At 41.3% G+C, this 18,048-nt stretch carries 15 protein-coding genes; 9 read left to right on the top strand and 6 right to left on the bottom strand.

Annotated features, from left to right (window positions below):
* Positions 1-417 precede the first annotated feature (417 nt).
* Positions 418-759 carry a hypothetical protein gene (locus VB740_RS31060; protein WP_323203675.1) on the top strand — a complete coding sequence of 114 codons (342 nt, stop codon included), beginning with the start codon at positions 418-420 and terminating at the stop codon, positions 757-759.
* 1,225 nt (positions 760-1,984) lie between these two features.
* Here the strand turns inward: VB740_RS31060 and VB740_RS31055 are convergent.
* A complete protein-coding gene (locus VB740_RS31055) occupies positions 1,985-2,272 on the bottom strand; it encodes a hypothetical protein (protein ID WP_323203674.1) in 288 nt (95 codons plus the stop codon).
* A 265-nt stretch (positions 2,273-2,537) separates the two neighbouring features.
* Between VB740_RS31055 and VB740_RS31050 the strand changes: the two genes are divergently transcribed.
* The 4 genes from VB740_RS31050 to VB740_RS31035 all read left to right on the top strand — a co-directional run bounded on the left by VB740_RS31050 (position 2,538) and on the right by VB740_RS31035 (position 5,578).
* On the top strand, positions 2,538-2,951 hold the full coding sequence (locus VB740_RS31050) for an EamA family transporter (protein ID WP_323203673.1): 414 nt from the start codon (positions 2,538-2,540) through the stop codon (positions 2,949-2,951).
* A gap of 3 nt (positions 2,952-2,954) precedes the next feature.
* Entirely contained in the window at positions 2,955-3,311 is a 357-nt protein-coding gene (locus VB740_RS31045; RefSeq protein ID WP_323203672.1) for an EamA family transporter, read from the top strand.
* Positions 3,312-3,402: 91 nt separating this feature from the next.
* The gene (locus tag VB740_RS31040; protein WP_323203671.1) at positions 3,403-4,707 is read left to right on the top strand and encodes an NAD(P)/FAD-dependent oxidoreductase; all 1,305 of its coding nucleotides are present in this window, start codon (positions 3,403-3,405) and stop codon (positions 4,705-4,707) included.
* Positions 4,708-4,750: 43 nt separating this feature from the next.
* A complete protein-coding gene (locus VB740_RS31035) occupies positions 4,751-5,578 on the top strand; it encodes a glycosyltransferase family 2 protein (protein WP_323203670.1) in 828 nt (275 codons plus the stop codon).
* A 297-nt stretch (positions 5,579-5,875) separates the two neighbouring features.
* Here VB740_RS31035 and VB740_RS31030 read toward each other — a convergent pair whose 3' ends face one another.
* Positions 5,876-6,112: a hypothetical protein gene (locus tag VB740_RS31030; RefSeq protein WP_323203669.1), complete on the bottom strand. Its 237-nt coding sequence runs from the start codon at positions 6,110-6,112 to the stop codon at positions 5,876-5,878.
* 356 nt (positions 6,113-6,468) lie between these two features.
* Between VB740_RS31030 and VB740_RS31025 the strand changes: the two genes are divergently transcribed.
* Both VB740_RS31025 and VB740_RS31020 read left to right on the top strand, forming a co-directional pair.
* Positions 6,469-7,941, top strand: a complete 1,473-nt coding sequence (locus VB740_RS31025; protein ID WP_323203668.1) for a TldD/PmbA family protein — start codon at positions 6,469-6,471, stop codon at positions 7,939-7,941.
* 306 nt (positions 7,942-8,247) lie between these two features.
* Positions 8,248-9,588: a TldD/PmbA family protein gene (locus tag VB740_RS31020; RefSeq protein WP_323203667.1), complete on the top strand. Its 1,341-nt coding sequence runs from the start codon at positions 8,248-8,250 to the stop codon at positions 9,586-9,588.
* Between the two features lie 70 nt (positions 9,589-9,658).
* On the opposite strand, the gene VB740_RS31015 is transcribed toward VB740_RS31020, so the two are convergent.
* From VB740_RS31015 to VB740_RS31000, 4 genes are all read right to left on the bottom strand, one after another.
* Positions 9,659-10,099, bottom strand: a complete 441-nt coding sequence (locus VB740_RS31015; RefSeq protein WP_323203666.1) for a pentapeptide repeat-containing protein — start codon at positions 10,097-10,099, stop codon at positions 9,659-9,661.
* Between the two features lie 279 nt (positions 10,100-10,378).
* Complete coding sequence (locus VB740_RS31010; protein WP_323203665.1) at positions 10,379-11,434, bottom strand: aspartate carbamoyltransferase catalytic subunit; 1,056 nt, start codon at positions 11,432-11,434, stop codon at positions 10,379-10,381.
* A gap of 160 nt (positions 11,435-11,594) precedes the next feature.
* Entirely contained in the window at positions 11,595-12,947 is a 1,353-nt protein-coding gene (gene mgtE / locus VB740_RS31005; protein ID WP_323203664.1) for a magnesium transporter, read from the bottom strand.
* Positions 12,948-13,459: 512 nt separating this feature from the next.
* The gene (locus tag VB740_RS31000) at positions 13,460-13,948 is read right to left on the bottom strand and encodes a helix-turn-helix domain-containing protein (RefSeq protein WP_323203663.1); all 489 of its coding nucleotides are present in this window, start codon (positions 13,946-13,948) and stop codon (positions 13,460-13,462) included.
* Positions 13,949-14,261: 313 nt separating this feature from the next.
* On the opposite strand from VB740_RS31000, the gene VB740_RS30995 reads away from it, so the two are divergent.
* Together VB740_RS30995 and VB740_RS30990 are read left to right on the top strand one after the other, a co-directional pair.
* Positions 14,262-17,273: a valine--tRNA ligase gene (locus VB740_RS30995; RefSeq protein ID WP_323203662.1), complete on the top strand. Its 3,012-nt coding sequence runs from the start codon at positions 14,262-14,264 to the stop codon at positions 17,271-17,273.
* 276 nt (positions 17,274-17,549) lie between these two features.
* Positions 17,550-17,984, top strand: a complete 435-nt coding sequence (locus VB740_RS30990) for a hypothetical protein (protein ID WP_323203661.1) — start codon at positions 17,550-17,552, stop codon at positions 17,982-17,984.
* The last annotated feature ends 64 nt before the right edge of the window (positions 17,985-18,048 follow it).

Raw genomic sequence — 18,048 nt, 5'->3', positions numbered from 1 at the left:
TTTAGTTTTTTATTTCTATACCCTATACCCCACACCCCACACCCTTCTTTGTAATATGCTAGATCCTTATCCTGGCGCAAGGCCAAAGTTTTAAGCTAATGTACCAAATGATTGCTCACAAGAGTACAATTAGCGAAATAGACAAAACCCACCTACGTAACCTTTAAAGCCTATCAATTCGCGTAGGTAAACGAGAGTTTGTATAGCATAGCGCAGCTATACTGTGTCGGGACAGCCAAGACAGGGGAAGAAAAGAACTTGATTTTCTTACCATAAACCCTGCAAATTTTCTTTGTTGAACTACTAACCATCTCTCACAAGCATAGAAGCGCAGTATTTCAAAAGGTATAAGATACAACGTTTCGTAATCTTGACTTTCTTTAATATTTATTTCTATCGACTGTTGTAGCTAAAACCTTGTTGGATGTAAAATTAACCACAATTCCAAAAACAATTTCAATTTGTTTTATAACCACAGCAATTTTTAGTTCAGAAATTAGTAAGATGCCTTTGTTTTTCTTGATACCACTGTGTACTGGTTTAGCCATTGGCTACTTTGTTAAAAAGAGTAGTGATGAAATTGCATATCTTGCAGGTGTATTTGCAGCTATTAGTTTTATTTTCAGTTTAGTATTAGCACCTTGGCAGATTCAGTTTGGATTGTTAATCGTTGTCTTAATGATTACTAACAGGCTTTTGCATGAAAACGAGTCCAAGCAAACTAAAGCTACGAGACAAGAACCTAGAGAAATTAAATAATCCCAGCTAACACGAACTAATTTTTTAACCTTAGGAACGTGAATTAAATAAAATGCCAAACTTCATCTTGTATCTAGCTTCCCTCTCCTTTATAAGGAGAGGGATTGAGGGTGAGGTAAGCTGTCGGACATAAATTCTATGTTATTTAATTCTGATTGCTTAAACTGCTGAAAATTATAAGACAGCTAACCCATCAATGTCCTTAAAAATGGAAATTGGTAATTTCTTTATGGAAACTTCTTCTATATTAAGTATGGTCTTGACCACTTTAGACTCGTTTTTTAAATGGAATATTTTCTAATAATAGCAAGCTTAATCTTTTCCTTTAGCCCAAGAATGCTATGGTTCCGTATTGTTGAGATTTTCCATCTGTAAGGTGATACCAAGATTTAAAAGTATACTTACAATCAATCGTAGTATCAAATAAAGTTTGATAAGAGAATTGAGAAATAGATTTTTCCAGCTTACTTGGTGTCTAAGTTAACTTTCAGCTAAGTTTTGTCTAAGATATCTGAATTTAAAGATTTTCGTGGATAAATAAAAAACGATTCAGACTCTTAATTAACATCTATATACTACTGGTAGTATTTTTTTATACTAAAGCAGCGGCATTTACGCTGTTGTTAAAGTTTCAATTTTGCTTTCTCAAACTCTTAGCTTTCCACTTCTACAGTCTGATCATAAATCGCTACTTCTGCAAGTTTATTAGCCAAAAAGGGGTATATAAATTTACAAATTCTTAAAAATAAAGATTTATCGAGAAGAAAATGTAGATATTATAAAGTTTTTGTTTAAGTATATTTTCTTAAAATGAATTTTTGATGAAGTATGGCGATAAATTTGCAACACTGTTTACTCGTGGTATTCTAGTAAGTGATTATATGTAAAAATAAAGTTTGAGATAAAGCTCTAGTTAAAATTACATATAGTTAAGAACAATCAAACAACACAGTACTAAGACCATGTAAAAACATCTCAAATCCACTTAATTCAACGTAAGCTGCTAGTTGATCACCAAATAGTAGTTTACATTAGCAGTTAGTCTAGCCAAAAGCTCCATTTTGATATTAAGTAATTCTACTTAATAGACCGTAAATTGCGTTACTATAGAGTTATCTGTCGATGGTTCCTGCTCTCAGGCAGACTTCTTTTACTCATTCTGTTCCGATGTCTAAGAAGAGCATGTATACACACTCAATTTAAGTACAAATTTTTATTAATCGGCTTAGTTTCGAGTCGAGGTTGCAGATATATCTGTGTAATCCGAGTTCAGTATCAGCGATGTCTCACTGCTAAAGTTTGTCAAGAAATTTGTGGCAGAGCACTCAATCTTGCCTATGTCTGCATCTACTATTACATAGATATTGCGATCGCCTACGGCGGGCGGATACACCATCGCCCTAAAATGAGTCTGGAAGCATAACTCGCTGACACCGAAGATATCTGCAATTCCCAATTGGGCAAAACTTAAATTAATTGTGCCAATGTGTAACCCAGCAAGCAACTTGAGCATACTCTACTCCGAGAATATCGGGCGCTGCAATAATACAGCAACCCTCCTACAAACTGCATAGTATTTAGTTGCCAATTCTTAGACATGAGCTTCGATGATCATCTAGATATCAGTAACTTCAACAGAACCCTCTTAATTATGTTGTCTATTTACTGAAGTGGAAGTCGAATTGTACAGAAGGTGTGACCGAAATCCGAAACGTTCAAAACAATGGGCTGTTTACTGCCCGGCTCATACCTACTATCTCGATTGAGGCAAATGTCCTATGAAATCCATGTCGCAAATTTCAAACTTTAAAATAATTCCTTATATAATTTTATTTGTCAGTATTTTATTTAGTATTTCTGGGCAATTGCTGATGAAGCATACCATGAGCCATACAAATGAGGGACTATTTGATTGGTTATTTCTTCAAAAATTAGCATTAGCTATTACTGTTTATTGCTTGGGAGTAATCAATTGGATATTGGCTCTACGATCTGTAAAATTGAGTATTGCTTATCCCCTGACTAGTTTAAATTATGTCGGGATACTTTTCGGCTCCTACTACTTTTTTAATGAAGAGATTACACTAACTCGAATAGCAGGAGTAATAACTATTTTTTTGGGTGTTCTTTTAGTAGTTATTCCATTGAAAAAATCTACATCAATTTATAGTAAATCTCATCAGGAAGATTGACAAATGAACATCATTACTTGGCTAGTTTTAATGCTTGTAGTTTTATTTGGAACAACAGCTAATCTATCACTAAAGTATGGGCTTTACATTTCTAGCCCTACGGAAGGAGGAAGCGCATCTATCCAAAATTTGTTGTTGTCTCGTTACTTTTGGATTTGGTTTATCTGCTATACATTTATGACTCTATTGTGGCTTTATGTATTGCGAACAATTCCTCTGAGTCAAGCATTTCCAGTTCTAGGATTAATGTATGCACTTATACCAATTGCTTCTCATTCTCTTCTAAAAGAGAAGGTTATGTTTAGCCAGTGGGTAGGAATTTCCATCATCATAACTGGTGTAATTCTTGTTGTAAACTAATAGCTAAATTGTTAGACAGCAAGACTATTAATATTAAAATTTTCTGAAAATAAATCTCAAAGACATCCCTACAAAAATCTAAATTAAATTTATGAATATAGGCATCATTGGCGGGGGTATAACTGGCCTAGTATTAGCCCAACGTCTTTCCAATCAAGGACATAAAGTAACTGTATTCGACAGCAACAAGCAGCTTGGGGGACTAACTACTTATCATGATTATGGGTTGTTTACCTGGGATCGGTTTTATCACGTTATCCTCCCTTCTGATACTCATTTAATAAATTTCCTCAGAGATATTGGACTTGGAGATAAACTGCGCTGGCATCGAAGTTTAACGGGCTTCTACGATAATCAAAAATTTTACTCTATCAGTAACTCTATAGAATTTCTCCGCTTTCCTTTGTTTGGGCTTATAGGTAAAATCAGATTAGCTTTTACTCTCTTGTATGGTTCGCGTCTTAATAATTGGCGGCGCTTAGAGAAAATTTTAGTTGAAGATTGGCTATTAAAACTCGGTGGCAAAAGCACATACGAGAAACTCTGGAAACCCTTGCTTCTATCCAAATTAGGAGAGAACTATAAGCGAATATCAGCAGTTTTTATCTGGGCTTATATCAAACGGTTGTTTTCAGCGCGGGATTCTTCATTAAATAAGGAACAACTTGGTTATGTCTCAGGCGGTTACAAAACCGTTTTTGACCATATAGAAAAATTAATTTACGCGGCTGGAGGTCATATCCATACAGGTGTTGCGGTGGAATATATCGCACCTCATCCAGAGAGTGGAATGTGGGTAGAATATCAGGGCAAAAAGGAACATTTTGATAAGGTCATCTTTACTGGCCCAGTTAATATTTTGCAACAGGTTGCTGCCAATGAACTGGTGAAAGTTTCAGACACTGGTGAAACAGTAGAATATCTGGGCGTAATCTGCATGGTACTTATTACTCGTAAGGCTCTAGTTCCTTATTACGTAGTAAATATTGCCGATAGGAATGTTCCTTTTACTGGAGTCATCGGTATGAGTAACCTAGTTTCTTTGCAAGAGACAGCAGGATATCACATGACATTCCTACCAAAATATATACTTTCCACCGACCCGTTATTAAAACAGCCAGATGATGAATTGCGCCAAGTATTTTTCCAGGGTATACGTTTGATGTTCCCAGAACTCAAAGCAGATGATATTGTCGCAGCACACATTAATCGAGCTATTAAAGTACAGCCGCTACAAGTTTTAAATTATTCAAGCCTTGTTCCAAAAGTGAGTACTGAAAACGATGATTTTTTTGTCGTCAATACCTCACAGTTGGTCAATGATAGCGTCAACAACAACGCAGTCGTCCGCCAGGTCGATGAATTTCTCAAGAAATCAATATTACTGAATTCTTGAAATTTGAGAATGAATGATATTTTGAAAATTACACGAGGTACTTATGAGTCTTTTTGTTCTTTTACCCGCATACAATGAGCAAGAATCAATTCGCCCCTTGTTCAAAAAGTTTCAGGCATTGCAGGAAATCTCTAATATGGACATAAGGTTGATTCTTGTTGATGATGGTAGCAGGGATACAACTGCTCAGACTGCAATAGAAGAATCTCAATCGTTAGGGATATCGCTAAAATTAGTCCAACATCCCAAAAATGCTGGTTTAGGTCAAGCAATTAAAACAGGTTTCACGACTTTTTTAGAAATTTCTAAAGAAGGCGATTTTTTAGCCGCGATGGATTGCGACAACACTCAGCCACCAGAACTGTTGATAAAGATGTATGACACCATGATAGCTGGTAGCTATGATATTGCGATCGCATCTAGATATCGCAAAGGCTCTAAAGTCATAGGCTTATCAAAATTTAGAGAGATAATGAGTTACGGAGCCAGCTGGCTGTTTAGAATTGCCGCCCGTGTACCAGGCGTAAGAGATTACACTTGTGGCTACAGGCTGTATAACCGTACTTTCGTTAGCAAGCTAGATATGTATTATGGCGAGAGTTTATTCACTGAAAGTGGATTTGCTTGCATGATAGATTTATTGCTGAAAGCCAAACCGCTCAAACCAAAAATCGTAGAAATTCCAATGGTTTTGAGATATGACGAAAAGCCGAGTGCCAGCAAAATGAAAATTATTAAAACTATTACTCGAACTCTAAAGCTATTGTTTAAGAATTTAACATCGCCAGCGCCAACTGCTGCTAATGTAGGTCAGACTTTCAATCAGCAAGAAACAGCAAGAATTCCACTGAAAATAACAAATCGTAAATAAACCTGAGAAGGAATAGAGTCTCACCAAGAATTAACTGGATGGAAAAATGATCATTTATCAACAGTATCATTCTAGGGATGAGCAAGGCATAAATCAAAAATAAGTTTGATTAAATTGTTGCTTCTACCAATATATGTGGATATTCTTTCCTAATAGTTTAAGAAATTGGAAGACAGTCTAAGGCTGCCTTCCAATTATTTGTGTATGAATATTTTCACTTTCTAGTTTGCTCATTCTCTGCATCTAAAACATTACACCCAGTATTGCAACTAATTCTCTAAACATTCTCTTCATTAATTACCAGAGTACAACTATGACATAGATAATTTGAATATTTTGCTTCATGCCAAGGTCAGTAACAGTGATAATATATCCTAATAACGCATCAACATCTTTAATAGCTTTAGCAGTAAGTCGAACTTTTCCAGTTGGTGTTTGTGTCCAAGAACATGCGGGAATTGGAAAACCATGAGCAAAACTGTGTCTGACTTGCAAAATATCGTTTAGCATCTGTCGAGTTGCGAGTGCATTCATGCTTCTTTTTGACCAAACCCAATCGTTGATAGGGTCATAGCTAGTATTACGAACTCATTTGTGATATTCCTTTTGTAGGTAAAACAGTCCCTGCGGGTATTAGCAATGCTGTGGAACTTTTACCCCTATTGTCGCAAAATGAAACTGTATTCTATCTCGAATCTACATGATAGCGATCGCTCTCCAAAGGGCTTACTTAAATATTTCACTCATGCTTAAGAAGGAAAAGTAAGTTTCCCAGGTGAGGAAACCCCTACTACTTAATTGCCGACTCTGACTTTCACTGATTTGTTAGACTGAACACACCAGGATTTTTCAGTCAAATCTCTGAACTACGCCAGCAGACGAGGCTACACATGCTTACAAGTACGCTACTTCTCTCAAATCAACTTCCCACCCTGCAATATTCCTCCACACCAGAGCGTTTCGATGAAACCTGGGAAGCCCCCTTGGCTACCCTCCTGGGACTAGGACGCGCCGCTGGCGCTGACTTCATCGAATTATTTTTAGAGCGTCGCAACTATATTAGTTGTCTTGCAGAAGACGACTCCATAACTAGTATTTCACCCAGTCTGTCTACAGGCGCGGGAGTCAGAGTATTTCGCGGCAAAGCTGATTGCTACGTCAGCACCAATGACCTTTCTTTTTCGGGTTTGAAAGCAGCCTTAGAAAAAGGTCTTTCTATCCTGGGATTACAATTACCCACTCCTAAAGCTTTCATCCCAGAAATCAACCTAGAATTATTGAGAGATTACGCCACCAAAAGAGGTAAAGATGCCTGGCTACCAGTGTGTAGTTCCATCCGAGAAATGGGAGAAGTCCTCCTTGATGGTACTGCTCACTTGAAGCAAAAAGCTAGCCACGTCCAATCACGCCGTGCTACCTATTTCCGGGATTGGCAAGAAGTCTTAATCGCCGCCAGTGACGGTACTTTTGCCCGTGACATTCGCCTCACCCAGTCAGTAGGATTTAACCTGTTGTGTGCTGATGGCGCTAATCGTGCTTCCATCGGTGAACGCGCTGGTAATACCAGTGATGCTAACTTCTTGAGAACTTGGGATTCTCAACAAGCTGCGGAGAAAATAGCAGAATCCGCCGGCAAAATGCTTTATGCCGATTACGTAGAATCGGGTACTTACCCAATTATTATGGCCAATCACTTTGGCGGGGTAATCTTCCACGAAGCCTGCGGACACTTATTAGAAACCACCCAAATTGAACGCAATACCACTCCCTTTGCTGACAAAAAAGGCGAAAAAATTGCCCACGAAAGTTTGACAGCCTGGGATGAAGGACGCTCTGAAAATGCCTTCGGGACTATTGATATGGATGACGAAGGTATGCCTGCTCAAAGAACCTTATTAATTGAAAAAGGCGTTCTGAAAAACTTTTTAGCAGATAGAACAGGTTCTGCACGCACCGGACACCCCAGAACTGGAAGTGGACGCCGCCAAAATTATACCTTTGCAGCTGCTAGCCGGATGCGTAATACTTACATTGATTCTGGCGAATATAGCATTGATGATTTATTTGCCTCTGTTGATAAAGGTATTTACTGTAAAAAGATGGGTGGTGGTAGCGTCGGTGCTACAGGCCAATTTAATTTTGGTGTTGATGAAGCTTATTTGATTGAAAATGGCAAAATCACCAAACCACTAAAGGGGGCAATTCTTATCGGTGAAGCCAAGGAAATTATGAATAAAATTTCTATGTGTTCCCAAGATTTGGAAATTGCACCAGGTTTTTGTGGCTCCGTTAGTGGCAGTATTTACACCACAGTAGGACAACCCCATATTAAGGTTGATTCTATTACCGTCGGTGGAAGATAATAATTTTAGATTTTAGATTTTGGATTTTGGATTGTGAATGATCAGGATATTACGTCAATAAAAAGCTACGAGACAAATATAAGTCATAAGCTAAACCACATCTAGCATAATACTCAGTTGTAGGGTGGGCGTCTCGCCCGCCCAAGAAATACAAGCAAATTTTATGTGGAAAAGCTTAACATCCAAAATCCAAAATCTAATATCCAAAATAAAATTGCTTCCAATCCAAAATCGTTCGACTGAGCGACTTGTGCCGAGCGAAGCCGAGGTAAGTCGAAGTCTAAAATTCAAAATCCAAAATTGACTATGCCAAATATCAATGAGATTGCAAATTCTGCCAAGGACAATGCTGATAAGCTTGGTATTAAGAAATTCGACATTTATGGCTCAACAGTAGATGATACTAGCGTGCAAGTAGACCAAGGTGAGCCAAAACAAGTTAAAGCCTCAAATCGGTCTGGTGTTACTGTTCGTGTCTGGAATGAAGAGAATACAATGGGTGTCACTAGCACCACAGATGTAGACCCCAAGGGACTGGAATTAGCTTTGAAAACTGCCTATGAAGCCAGTTTCTTTGGTGTTAAGGAAAATGTTCCCGATTTTAGTCCAGAAGCCACTGTTCCTATTCCAAATAAACCTCAGGATAAGACACCTCAAGCACCTGTTGCTAAACTCATCGAAAGACTGTTGATAGCTGAGAAAGAATTACTGGCAGCTCATCCAGCAATTAAAGGTGTACCTTATAATGGGTTATCGCAAAGAGACATTGACAGATTTTATCTAAATAGTGACGGTGCAGTAAGAACTGAATCTCACTCTTTAGCATCAGTTTATCTTTATAGCAAAACTGAGGAAGAAGGAAAAAAACCTCGCAGTGCAGGTGCTTTTAGAATCAACCAAAGTTTAGATAATCTAGACATCAATGGTTGCATCAAAGAAACCGCAGATAAAACTATCAGTCACTTGAACTATGAGAAAATCAAAACTGGTAAATATCGGGTTGTTTTCTCACCGGAAGCTTTCTTAAGTCTGTTGGGTGGTTTTTCTAACTTGTTCAACGCTCAAAGCATTTTGGACAACCAAAGCTTATCTACTGCTGATGATTTAGGCAAGCAAATTGCTTCTCCTCTGCTTTCGGTTTTTGATGATGCACTTCACCCAGCTAACGTAGGTGCAGAAACTTTTGATGGTGAAGGAACTCCTACTCGTCAGATTTCACTGATTGAAAATGGTGTTTTAAAAAGCTTTCTCCACAGTGCCGGCACTGCAAAAAGGTTCAATACCCAGCCAACAGGTAATGCCAGTATTGGGGCAAAAGTCAGCGTTAGTCCCAATTTTTATCACGTTTTTTCAACAGCAACTTCTGAAGAAGAGTTAAGTTTAGACACTGCTGAAAATGTGATTTTTATCGATGATTTGCAAGCTCTTCATGCTGGAGTTAAAGCCTTGCAAGGTTCCTTTTCTTTGCCGTTTGATGGTTGGCTAGTTAATAAGGGTGTCAGGACGAGTATTGAGTCAGCAACTGTTGCTGGCGATTTCTTGGAACTCTTAAAGTCGATTATTTATGTAGAAAAAGAGCCAGAGTTAACGCCAGGGGGAGTTTGTCCGAAAATCTGGGTTAATGAACTGTCAATTACTGGTGAGTAAAATTTAAAAAGTAGAGAGTTAGGAGTTAAATTAAACTCTTAACTCATTACTTTTGCATAATGAGTGATCATTAATATTCACCACCTACGCTAATGGCAGTATTGAATACATCAGCACCAGTTAAATCAATATTAGCCAAAACTGCGCCATTTACGTCAGTATTATATAAATGAGCGTTACTTAAATCAACGTTGGTGAGATTAGCATTATTTAGGCTAGTACCACTGACAAAGGCATCTGTGAGATTAGCAGACTTCAAATTGGCACCAGTTAAATCAGCACCTTCTAGGTTAGCACTTTCGAGGTTGGCTCCTTTTAAATTTGCATTTCTCAGGTCAACACCTATCAGATGAGCGCCTTTCAGGTTTGCTCCTGTTAAATTACATCCGAAACATTCTCTAGTTTCCAGCAAGCGCCGAACAGAGGCGGAGTTTTCTGCTTTGACGGAGAGGGGAGCAGCTAGAGATAGCGTGCCCAGTAAGGCTGCTGCCGTCAAAAAAATTCGTTTCATATTTACCTCCGACACTTCTAAAAGTCATTAAATTCTTGACTTCTACGCTCCCAGTGTCCCAAAATTTGATAATTCTGCCCTCATGCGATCGGAGGAATATATAATATCTATGAGACTAAGTATTCTTCCGTAAGATAGTCCGATGGGACTAATATCAAAAGAATGTTAGCAATAACTTTGCAGGCTACCGCAAAGGAGTTAAGAATTTCAGAGACTTTTTGCATAAGTCTTATCTGACACTAGCAAACTGCTGTTATCGAATAGGAAGTAGCATGGTATTTACTGAGTTTTGCCGCTACCTAATAAATATAGCAGCGCCATGCGAACGGCGACACCGCTAGTAACTTGCGATTGAATGAGACTAAATTCTGGGTCATCCATCAATTCAGAACTAATTTCAACACCACGGTTAACTGGGCCTGGATGCAAAACTTTGACGTTAGGTTTACAAAGTTGCAATTTTGTGCTTGTAATACCAAATAGCTGATGATATTCTCGCAAACTTGGCAGCAAATGAGCCGTCATACGTTCCTTTTGCAGGCGCAATGTCATGACAAAATCAGCATTCTGCAAAGCTGGTTCTAGCTGCCAATGTAAAAATAGTTGGGGAGTTGGGAGTGGGGAGTGGGGAGTGGGGGATGAAGAGATAATAAACTCCTGATTCCTGGCTCCTGCCTCCTCCAAGATATACTCGGCAAATAACTTGGGTAAGAGAGTTGGTGGTGCTGCCAGATGCACTTCGGCACCACTGGCAATTAAGCTCCAAATATTCGATCGCGCCACACGAGAATGGAGAATATCTCCAACAATGGCAATCTTTTTCCCCTTTAAAAGTTCCAGTCGGGGGTGATCTGGGTCAATTAGAGTGCAAATGGTAAATAAGTCTAACAGTGCTTGGGAAGGATGCTCATGTTGACCATCACCAGCATTGAGGACGCTAACTTTTACACCTAAACGATCCATTTCCGCCGCGATCGCATTTGGTACTCCTGCCTCTCGATGGCGGACTACCATAATATCAGTTCCCATCGCCAAATAGGTCTTTGCCGTGTCGAGAATTGTTTCTCCTTTAGTCATAGAGGAAGTGGCTGCGGCAAAATTCAGCGTATCTGCACTTAAGCGTTTCGCCGCCAGTTCAAAGCTGCTGCGAGTCCGGGTAGAAGATTCAAAAAATAAATTCGCCACCACCTGTCCCTGCAAGGTTGGCACTTTCTTCGTCCGCCGTGATAGCACCTCTTGAAAACTGGCCGCAGTTTGCAAAACTGTATCGTATTCAGTGGTGGTGAAGTCAGCCAGGGAAAGAATGTGATGACGATTCCAAGTGGTAGTAGGCATAGATTTTGGGGAGTGGGGACAAGAGGAGGGAGGCAGGGGAGGCAGGGGAAGCAGGGGAAGCAGGGGAAGCGGGGGAGGAGAGTTTTTCCCTCTGCCCCCCGCACCCTGCCCCTCTGCCTATTTCCCATGACCAATGCCCCATGCCCAATGCCCATTTCCTTCAAGTTGGTAAATGGAAAACGTTTAAAGCTAGAGAAATTAGGCTGAGGAATGTTAAAAACCCAATTGTATCTAGCATTGTAGTCACTAACGGGCCACTAACCAAAGCAGGGTCAAGTTTCAGGCGTGTCAAAGCCATTGGTAGTAAAGTGCCGAGTGTAACAGCCACAATTGTATTAGTTGCCATTACCATTCCGGCAATTAAAGCTACCCATCTTTCTTGGGGTCGCGCCCAAATTAAGGAAAGCAGGATCATCGTTATGGCTAAAGCTACGGCTGTACCTAAACCAGCTAGAAGTTCCTTACGGAGAATTTTCAAGGTATCTTTGGGTGTTACTTCGCCCACTCCCAAGCCGCGGATTGTCACCGTTAATGATTGAATACCAACAGTACCACCAGTGTTAGAAAAAATTGGCATGATTACTGCTAAAACTGGCACTGCGGCAATTACAGATTGAAAAGGTGCGATCGCACTGGCAGCACCAATATACATGGCCATGATGCCCAACAACCAAGGTAAACGGTTGCGGATGGTGAGTAAAGGAGAAGACAAAGCTGCTTCATCACCACTCACACCCGCCAATTTTTGGATATCTTCTGTGGCTTCCTCTTCCAAAATATCCATGACATCATCAATGGTGACGATGCCAACCAATCGGTCTTCTCGGTCAACCACAGGGATAGCAATTAAGTCGTAGCGCTGCATGATTCGCGCCACTTCTTCTTGAGGGGTTTCAGTTCTTACCTTAATGACGCGATCGCTTGCGATATCCTTGATGAAAACATCGGGAAAGGTAAACAGCAATTGACGCAGTGAAACTACTCTCACCAGCGTCCGGTTGTCATCTGTGACGTAGGCATAGTAAATCGATTCTTTGTCTTCGTCCTGACGGCGGATTTTGCTCAAGGCTTCACCTACAGTCAATCCTTGGCGCAACCGGACATATTCGGTTGTCATCACCCGCCCAGCAGTACCTTCTGGATAGCCGAGAATTGTTGCTGTTGCTTGCCTTTGCTCTGGACTCAGTTCTTGCAATAACCGTTTGATTACCCCAGCTGGTAATTCATCAAACAATTCTGCCCGTTCGTCGGGACTCATCGCTTCTACAAGTTGCGCTACCTGAACATCATGCAGAGAATTAAGTAGTTCTTCTTGAACCTCTGTTGGCAGATATTCAAATACATCAATCGCCTGAGCTTTATTGAGTAAACGAAATGCGATCGCGCGTTCTTTTTCAGGCAATTGTGTAATGTATTCTCCCACATCCACAGGTTGCAAGCGATTTAAATCCCATTTCAACTGATTTAAATCGGTAGTATCAGTCAGCAAATCACGAATATCTTGTGTGAGCATGAAATATATCTCCTAAGTCTCCCCCGCGCTGGGAGACTTCCTCGCCAGTTCAGAGGAGGTTGATACTGCCATCTGGTGGACTATTGCCCATAAAATTTCAACAACTCAATATCGATCTCTTAAGTTAAGGCATCGCTAGTCATCATCCTAACCCGGAAGAGTACTCTCCGGTAGATACTGAATATTAGAGTACTCCAAGTAAAAAAATGCTCAATTGTCATTGCGAGCGAAGCGAAGCAATCGCAAGGGCTGGGATTGCTTCGCTTCGCTCGCAATGACGGGTTTTGGATCATTTATTTTTTGGAACACTCTTATACCAATTTAATGTGAAGTTGCACATATCTTGATCCCCCTAAATCCCCCGATAAATTGGGGGACTTTGATAGATGTTTTTCCGGTTCCCCACTTTTTAAGGGGAGCCAGCGCGGTCTTCTCTACGAGACGCTGCGCGATGGGGTCTCCCCAAGTGGAGCGACTGGCGTGGGCTAGGGGGGATCGAATTCTATGCAGCTTCATAAAAAATTGGTATCAGATACCAACTTTTCATCCTGCTTATGGCTTTGAGGACGTGGTACTTTTAGTTTTGCCCCTAATCGATATCGAACCCATGCATAAACTGTTGCATACTCGATATCAAGCCCTTGCTCTTGCTTTAGCCACTCGACTATTGCACCATAGCTACTAAAACCTTTTCCTGTTTTTAACTCCTCCTCAAGTGCTGCGATCGCTGCTGAGTGAATTTTGCGTTTTGCTCCTGGAGCTTTTTTGATTGACAATAATTCATCTAGCCCACCTGATCTATACTTTTGCAACCACCTTGTCACAGTTGAGGTATCTTTCGCCAAGCGTTCTCCAATTTCTTGCTGCTCCTTAACCTGCTCGCTTTTTATCCACCACAACATTTGTAGTTTTTCTTTCTGAGTCCCTAAGTTAGCTGTTTGTAGACGTTTTTTAAGTTCTTCTTCGCTTTCTGCGATTTCAATCTTAAAAGGGCGGCTCATGGTTATTTTAATTTATCGAGTTTGTTTCCTCTATTATATGCAGCTTCATATTAAATTGGTATTAAGTGTTTCACATTCTCTGAAGAGCTATACAGGAAGCAGTTATTTTAGAATAAAAAACTCCACGCCACTTGCGGGATGCAGTTTTTGGGCATGGCGAAGAGTCACCAATGCCCAATGCCCTATGCCCTATGCCCAATGCCCAATGCCCTATGCCCAATGTATTCCATTGGCTACTTGTTTATTTCCACATAAACCCTCTCCAACCCTGTGGCAAAATTTATTAGAGTCCTTCCATAGCTAGTTTGCCCACATGACCGCAACCATTCCCAATCTCCCTAGTCTCTACGACCCCTTTTCCACTGAAGCCAAGTGGCAAAAATTCTGGGAAGACAACCAAGTTTACAAAGCTGACCCCAACAAAGGCGGCGAACCCTACTGCATCGTCATTCCACCGCCAAATGTCACCGGCAGTTTGCACATGGGTCACGCTTTTGAAAGTGCGTTGATTGATACCCTCGTGCGCTACCACCGGATGCAGGGACGCAATACCCTGTGGCTACCAGGAACAGACCACGCCAGCATCGCTGTGCATAGTATGCTGGAAAAGCAACTCAAAAAAGAGGGTAAGACTCGCTACGAGTTGGGGCGCGAGAAGTTTTTAGAACGCGCTTGGCAATGGAAGGCGGAGTCTGAGGGAACAATTCTTAATCAGCTACGACGCTTAGGTGTCTCGGTAGACTGGTCACGGGAAAGGTTTACCCTGGATGAGGGTTTATCTAAAGCTGTTGTCGAGGCGTTTACTCGTCTCTACGAAGAAGGCTTAATTTATCGTGGTGAATATTTAGTTAACTGGTGTCCAGCTTCTCAGTCGGCTGTGTCTGACGTAGAAGTGGAAAACCAAGAAGTTAATGGAAATCTTTGGCACTTCCGCTATCCCCTCACCGATGGTTCTGGTTTTGTCGAGGTGGCGACAACTAGACCAGAAACGATGTTGGGTGATACGGCTGTAGCGGTTAATCCCAATGACGATCGCTACAAACATCTTATTGGCAAAACTGTAACTCTGCCAATTCTACAACGAGAAATTCCGATCATTGGCGATGAATATGTTGATCCCACTTTCGGCACAGGCTGCGTGAAGATAACTCCCGCCCATGACCCGAACGATTTTGACATGGGTAAGCGTCACAATCTGCCGTTAATCAACATTATGAACAAAGACGGCACTCTCAACGCCAATGCTGGGGAGTTTCAAGGACAAGACCGCTTTGTTGCTAGAAAGAATGTGGTTTCTCGCCTAGAGGCAGATGGCTTTTTGGTGAAGATTGAAGATTATAAACATACCGTTCCCTACAGCGATCGCGGTAAAGTACCTATTGAACCTCTCCTCTCAACTCAGTGGTTCGTCAAAATTCGCCCCCTAGCTGACAACACTCTCGAATTCCTCGACCAGCAAACTTCTCCAGAGTTTGTCCCCCAACGCTGGACAAAGGTTTATCGTGATTGGCTAGTAAAACTCAATGATTGGTGTATCTCTCGCCAATTATGGTGGGGACACCAAATTCCTGCTTGGTACGCTGTCAGTGAAACAGATGGGCAAATTACCGATAACACGCCCTTTGTAGTGGCGAAATCGGAAACTGAAGCTTGGGAAAAAGCTAAATCACAATTTGGTGAAAATGTCCAGCTAGAACAAGACCCAGATGTGCTAGATACTTGGTTTTCTTCTGGACTCTGGCCATTTTCGACTTTGGGCTGGCCGGAACAAACTCAGGATTTTGCAACTTACTACCCGACTACCACTTTGGTAACAGGCTTTGACATCATCTTTTTCTGGGTAGCTAGAATGACAATGATGGCTGGGCATTTTACGCAGCAAATGCCTTTCCAAACAGTTTACATCCACGGATTGGTGCTGGATGAAAAAGGTCAGAAGATGTCAAAGACCAAAGGTAATGGCATTGACCCATTGTTACTGATTGACAAGTATGGTACTGATGCTCTGCGCTATACCTTAATTAGGGAAGTGGCTGGCGCAGGTCAAGATATCCGCTTAGAATACGATCGCAAAAAGGATGAATCAGCATCTGTAGAGGCATCCCGCAACTTTGCAAACAAGTTGTGGAATGCTGCCCGGTTTGTGATGATGAATTTGGATGGACAGACACCGCAACAATTGGGGAACCCAGTCGCTACCGAATTGAGCGATCGCTGGATTATCTCGCGGTATCATCAAGTTGTCAAACAAACCACCAAGTACATCGATAATTACGGTTTAGGGGAAGCAGCTAAAGGACTCTACGAATTCATTTGGGGTGATTTCTGCGATCAGTATATTGAACTGGTTAAATCTCGCCTTCAGCAAGATGCAGATCCCGCATCGCGGCGGGTAGCACAGCAAACCCTCGGCTATATATTGGAAGGGATTTTAAAACTGCTTCATCCCTTTATGCCTCATATTACTGAAGAAATTTGGCAGACTCTCACCCAACAACCAGCAGATTCACCGCAGACTTTACCGTTACAAACTTATCCCCAGGTAGATGCAAACCTGATTGATCCAGCTTTAGAAGAACAGTTTGAATTGCTGATTGGTACGATCCGCACAATTCGGAATCTGCGTGCTGAAGCAGACATTAAGCCAGGGGTAAAAATAACGGCGAATTTGCAAACTGAAAGCCAGAAGGAGCGAGAAATTCTCAGTGCTGGACAGTTTTATATTAAAGATTTGGCGAAAGTTGAGACTTTAACTATTACTGACAAACCAGAAAACCAAACTGTTGCTGCTAAAAAACCTCAAAGGGGTTTGAAGATAATTGGCATAATTATTTTAGCGATAGTCTTTGGTAGATTGGGTTTAGCTGTGGGGTATGCGATTGATGACACTCCCCTTTTTGGAACTTTCTTTGAAATAGTTGGTTTTGGTTACACAGCTTGGTTTGTTAGCCAAAATTTACTAACTGCTCAAGCGAGACTTAGGTTATGGAGACGCTTTTTCCCGCAGGCAGAATTACAACAACCACAAGAATCAGAAAATGCAATCCCTGACGGCAAGCCTCAAAACGTCTACGCTGGTGTGATTGGTACAATACAGGTGCTAATTCCTCTGGATGGGGTAGTGGATATTGAAGCTGTGCGTGCCAAACTAGAGAAAAGCCTGAGTAAAGCTGAAGCCGAAGTTCAATCCCTGAGTACGAGATTAAACAATCCTAGTTTTGTGGATAGAGCTAGAGCTGATGTGGTACAGGGAGCGCGGGATGCCTTAGCAGAAGCACAGAAGCAAGCTGAAATTTTGCGCGATCGCCTTGAGGCGTTGCCGTAAGCATCGCCTGTGTGGCTTAGGATAACTGTAATGGGTAATGGGGGTGTCAATAATTCCTAATTACCCATTGTTTCAAATATCAATTTTGTCCTTGTTTTTTATTAAAAATCATTTTTTGACTTTTGAGCGGAGCCGGAAACTCCAAAAACTCCATAGAAGTCGAACTCAGGCTTCCTTACATGGCTTTGCCAACCCCTGCCACGGGATGCCCGGAAGGCTGTAGGGAGAACAGAACTTAGATGATTTTGAATTTTGAATTGGAGCGAAGCGACTCTCATGCTATATCTAGCCCAGGTGCGTAAAAACGATTTTTTAGACCAGCACCAGTTACGCTTATTGGCGCGTCAAGAAGCTGATAACTTGTGGGCGATAATTCCGGAAGAAGCTTTCATTCTGCTAGGAAAGGGAAAAATTATGAGTGAAAACTTGCTTGTTTTAGTGGAACTTTCCCCTACAGGCGACATTGAAAGACTAGAAGATGCTACCAACTGGGTACTCCATCTGGTACAAAGCTACCTCACCATCGGCATTACCCCGGAATTTTTGCAGCACGAAGCCGAGCGAGCAGAACATTGGCGACAATCCCTGACGTTGCAAAACCAAGACTTAGCGCGGCGTTCCTTAGAATTGGAAGCTCGTCGTGAACAAATTCAAGCCTTAGAAGAAAGCCTTAAACGTGAGAAAAATGGTTATCCCCAAGAGGAAAGTTAAACCAATTCGCAATTCGCAATTCGCAATTCGCAATGGGCTACGCCCCGCTACGCTAACGCAATTA

Source organism: Nostoc sp. UHCC 0251 (genome assembly GCF_034932245.1).
Classification (GTDB): domain Bacteria; phylum Cyanobacteriota; class Cyanobacteriia; order Cyanobacteriales; family Nostocaceae; genus Nostoc.
Note: the sequence above shows the minus strand (reverse complement) of the source record. Positions and strands in the feature narration are given on the sequence as shown.

Bases quoted from the DNA above. Each gene is read 5' to 3' on its own strand.
- VB740_RS31055 (WP_323203674.1), bottom strand. From the start codon at position 2,272: ATGCTCAAGTTGCTTGCTGGGTTACACATTGGCACAATTAATTTAAGT.
- VB740_RS31050 (WP_323203673.1), top strand. From the start codon at position 2,538: ATGAAATCCATGTCGCAAATTTCAAACTTTAAAATAATTCCTTATATA.
- VB740_RS31045 (WP_323203672.1), top strand. From the start codon at position 2,955: ATGAACATCATTACTTGGCTAGTTTTAATGCTTGTAGTTTTATTTGGA.
- VB740_RS31040 (WP_323203671.1), top strand. From the start codon at position 3,403: ATGAATATAGGCATCATTGGCGGGGGTATAACTGGCCTAGTATTAGCC.
- VB740_RS31035 (WP_323203670.1), top strand. From the start codon at position 4,751: ATGAGTCTTTTTGTTCTTTTACCCGCATACAATGAGCAAGAATCAATT.
- VB740_RS31030 (WP_323203669.1), bottom strand. From the start codon at position 6,112: ATGAATGCACTCGCAACTCGACAGATGCTAAACGATATTTTGCAAGTC.
- VB740_RS31025 (WP_323203668.1), top strand. From the start codon at position 6,469: ATGCTTACAAGTACGCTACTTCTCTCAAATCAACTTCCCACCCTGCAA.
- VB740_RS31020 (WP_323203667.1), top strand. From the start codon at position 8,248: ATGCCAAATATCAATGAGATTGCAAATTCTGCCAAGGACAATGCTGAT.
- VB740_RS31015 (WP_323203666.1), bottom strand. From the start codon at position 10,099: ATGAAACGAATTTTTTTGACGGCAGCAGCCTTACTGGGCACGCTATCT.
- VB740_RS31010 (WP_323203665.1), bottom strand. From the start codon at position 11,434: ATGCCTACTACCACTTGGAATCGTCATCACATTCTTTCCCTGGCTGAC.
- mgtE (WP_323203664.1), bottom strand. From the start codon at position 12,947: ATGCTCACACAAGATATTCGTGATTTGCTGACTGATACTACCGATTTA.
- VB740_RS31000 (WP_323203663.1), bottom strand. From the start codon at position 13,948: ATGAGCCGCCCTTTTAAGATTGAAATCGCAGAAAGCGAAGAAGAACTT.
- VB740_RS30995 (WP_323203662.1), top strand. From the start codon at position 14,262: ATGACCGCAACCATTCCCAATCTCCCTAGTCTCTACGACCCCTTTTCC.
- VB740_RS30990 (WP_323203661.1), top strand. From the start codon at position 17,550: ATGCTATATCTAGCCCAGGTGCGTAAAAACGATTTTTTAGACCAGCAC.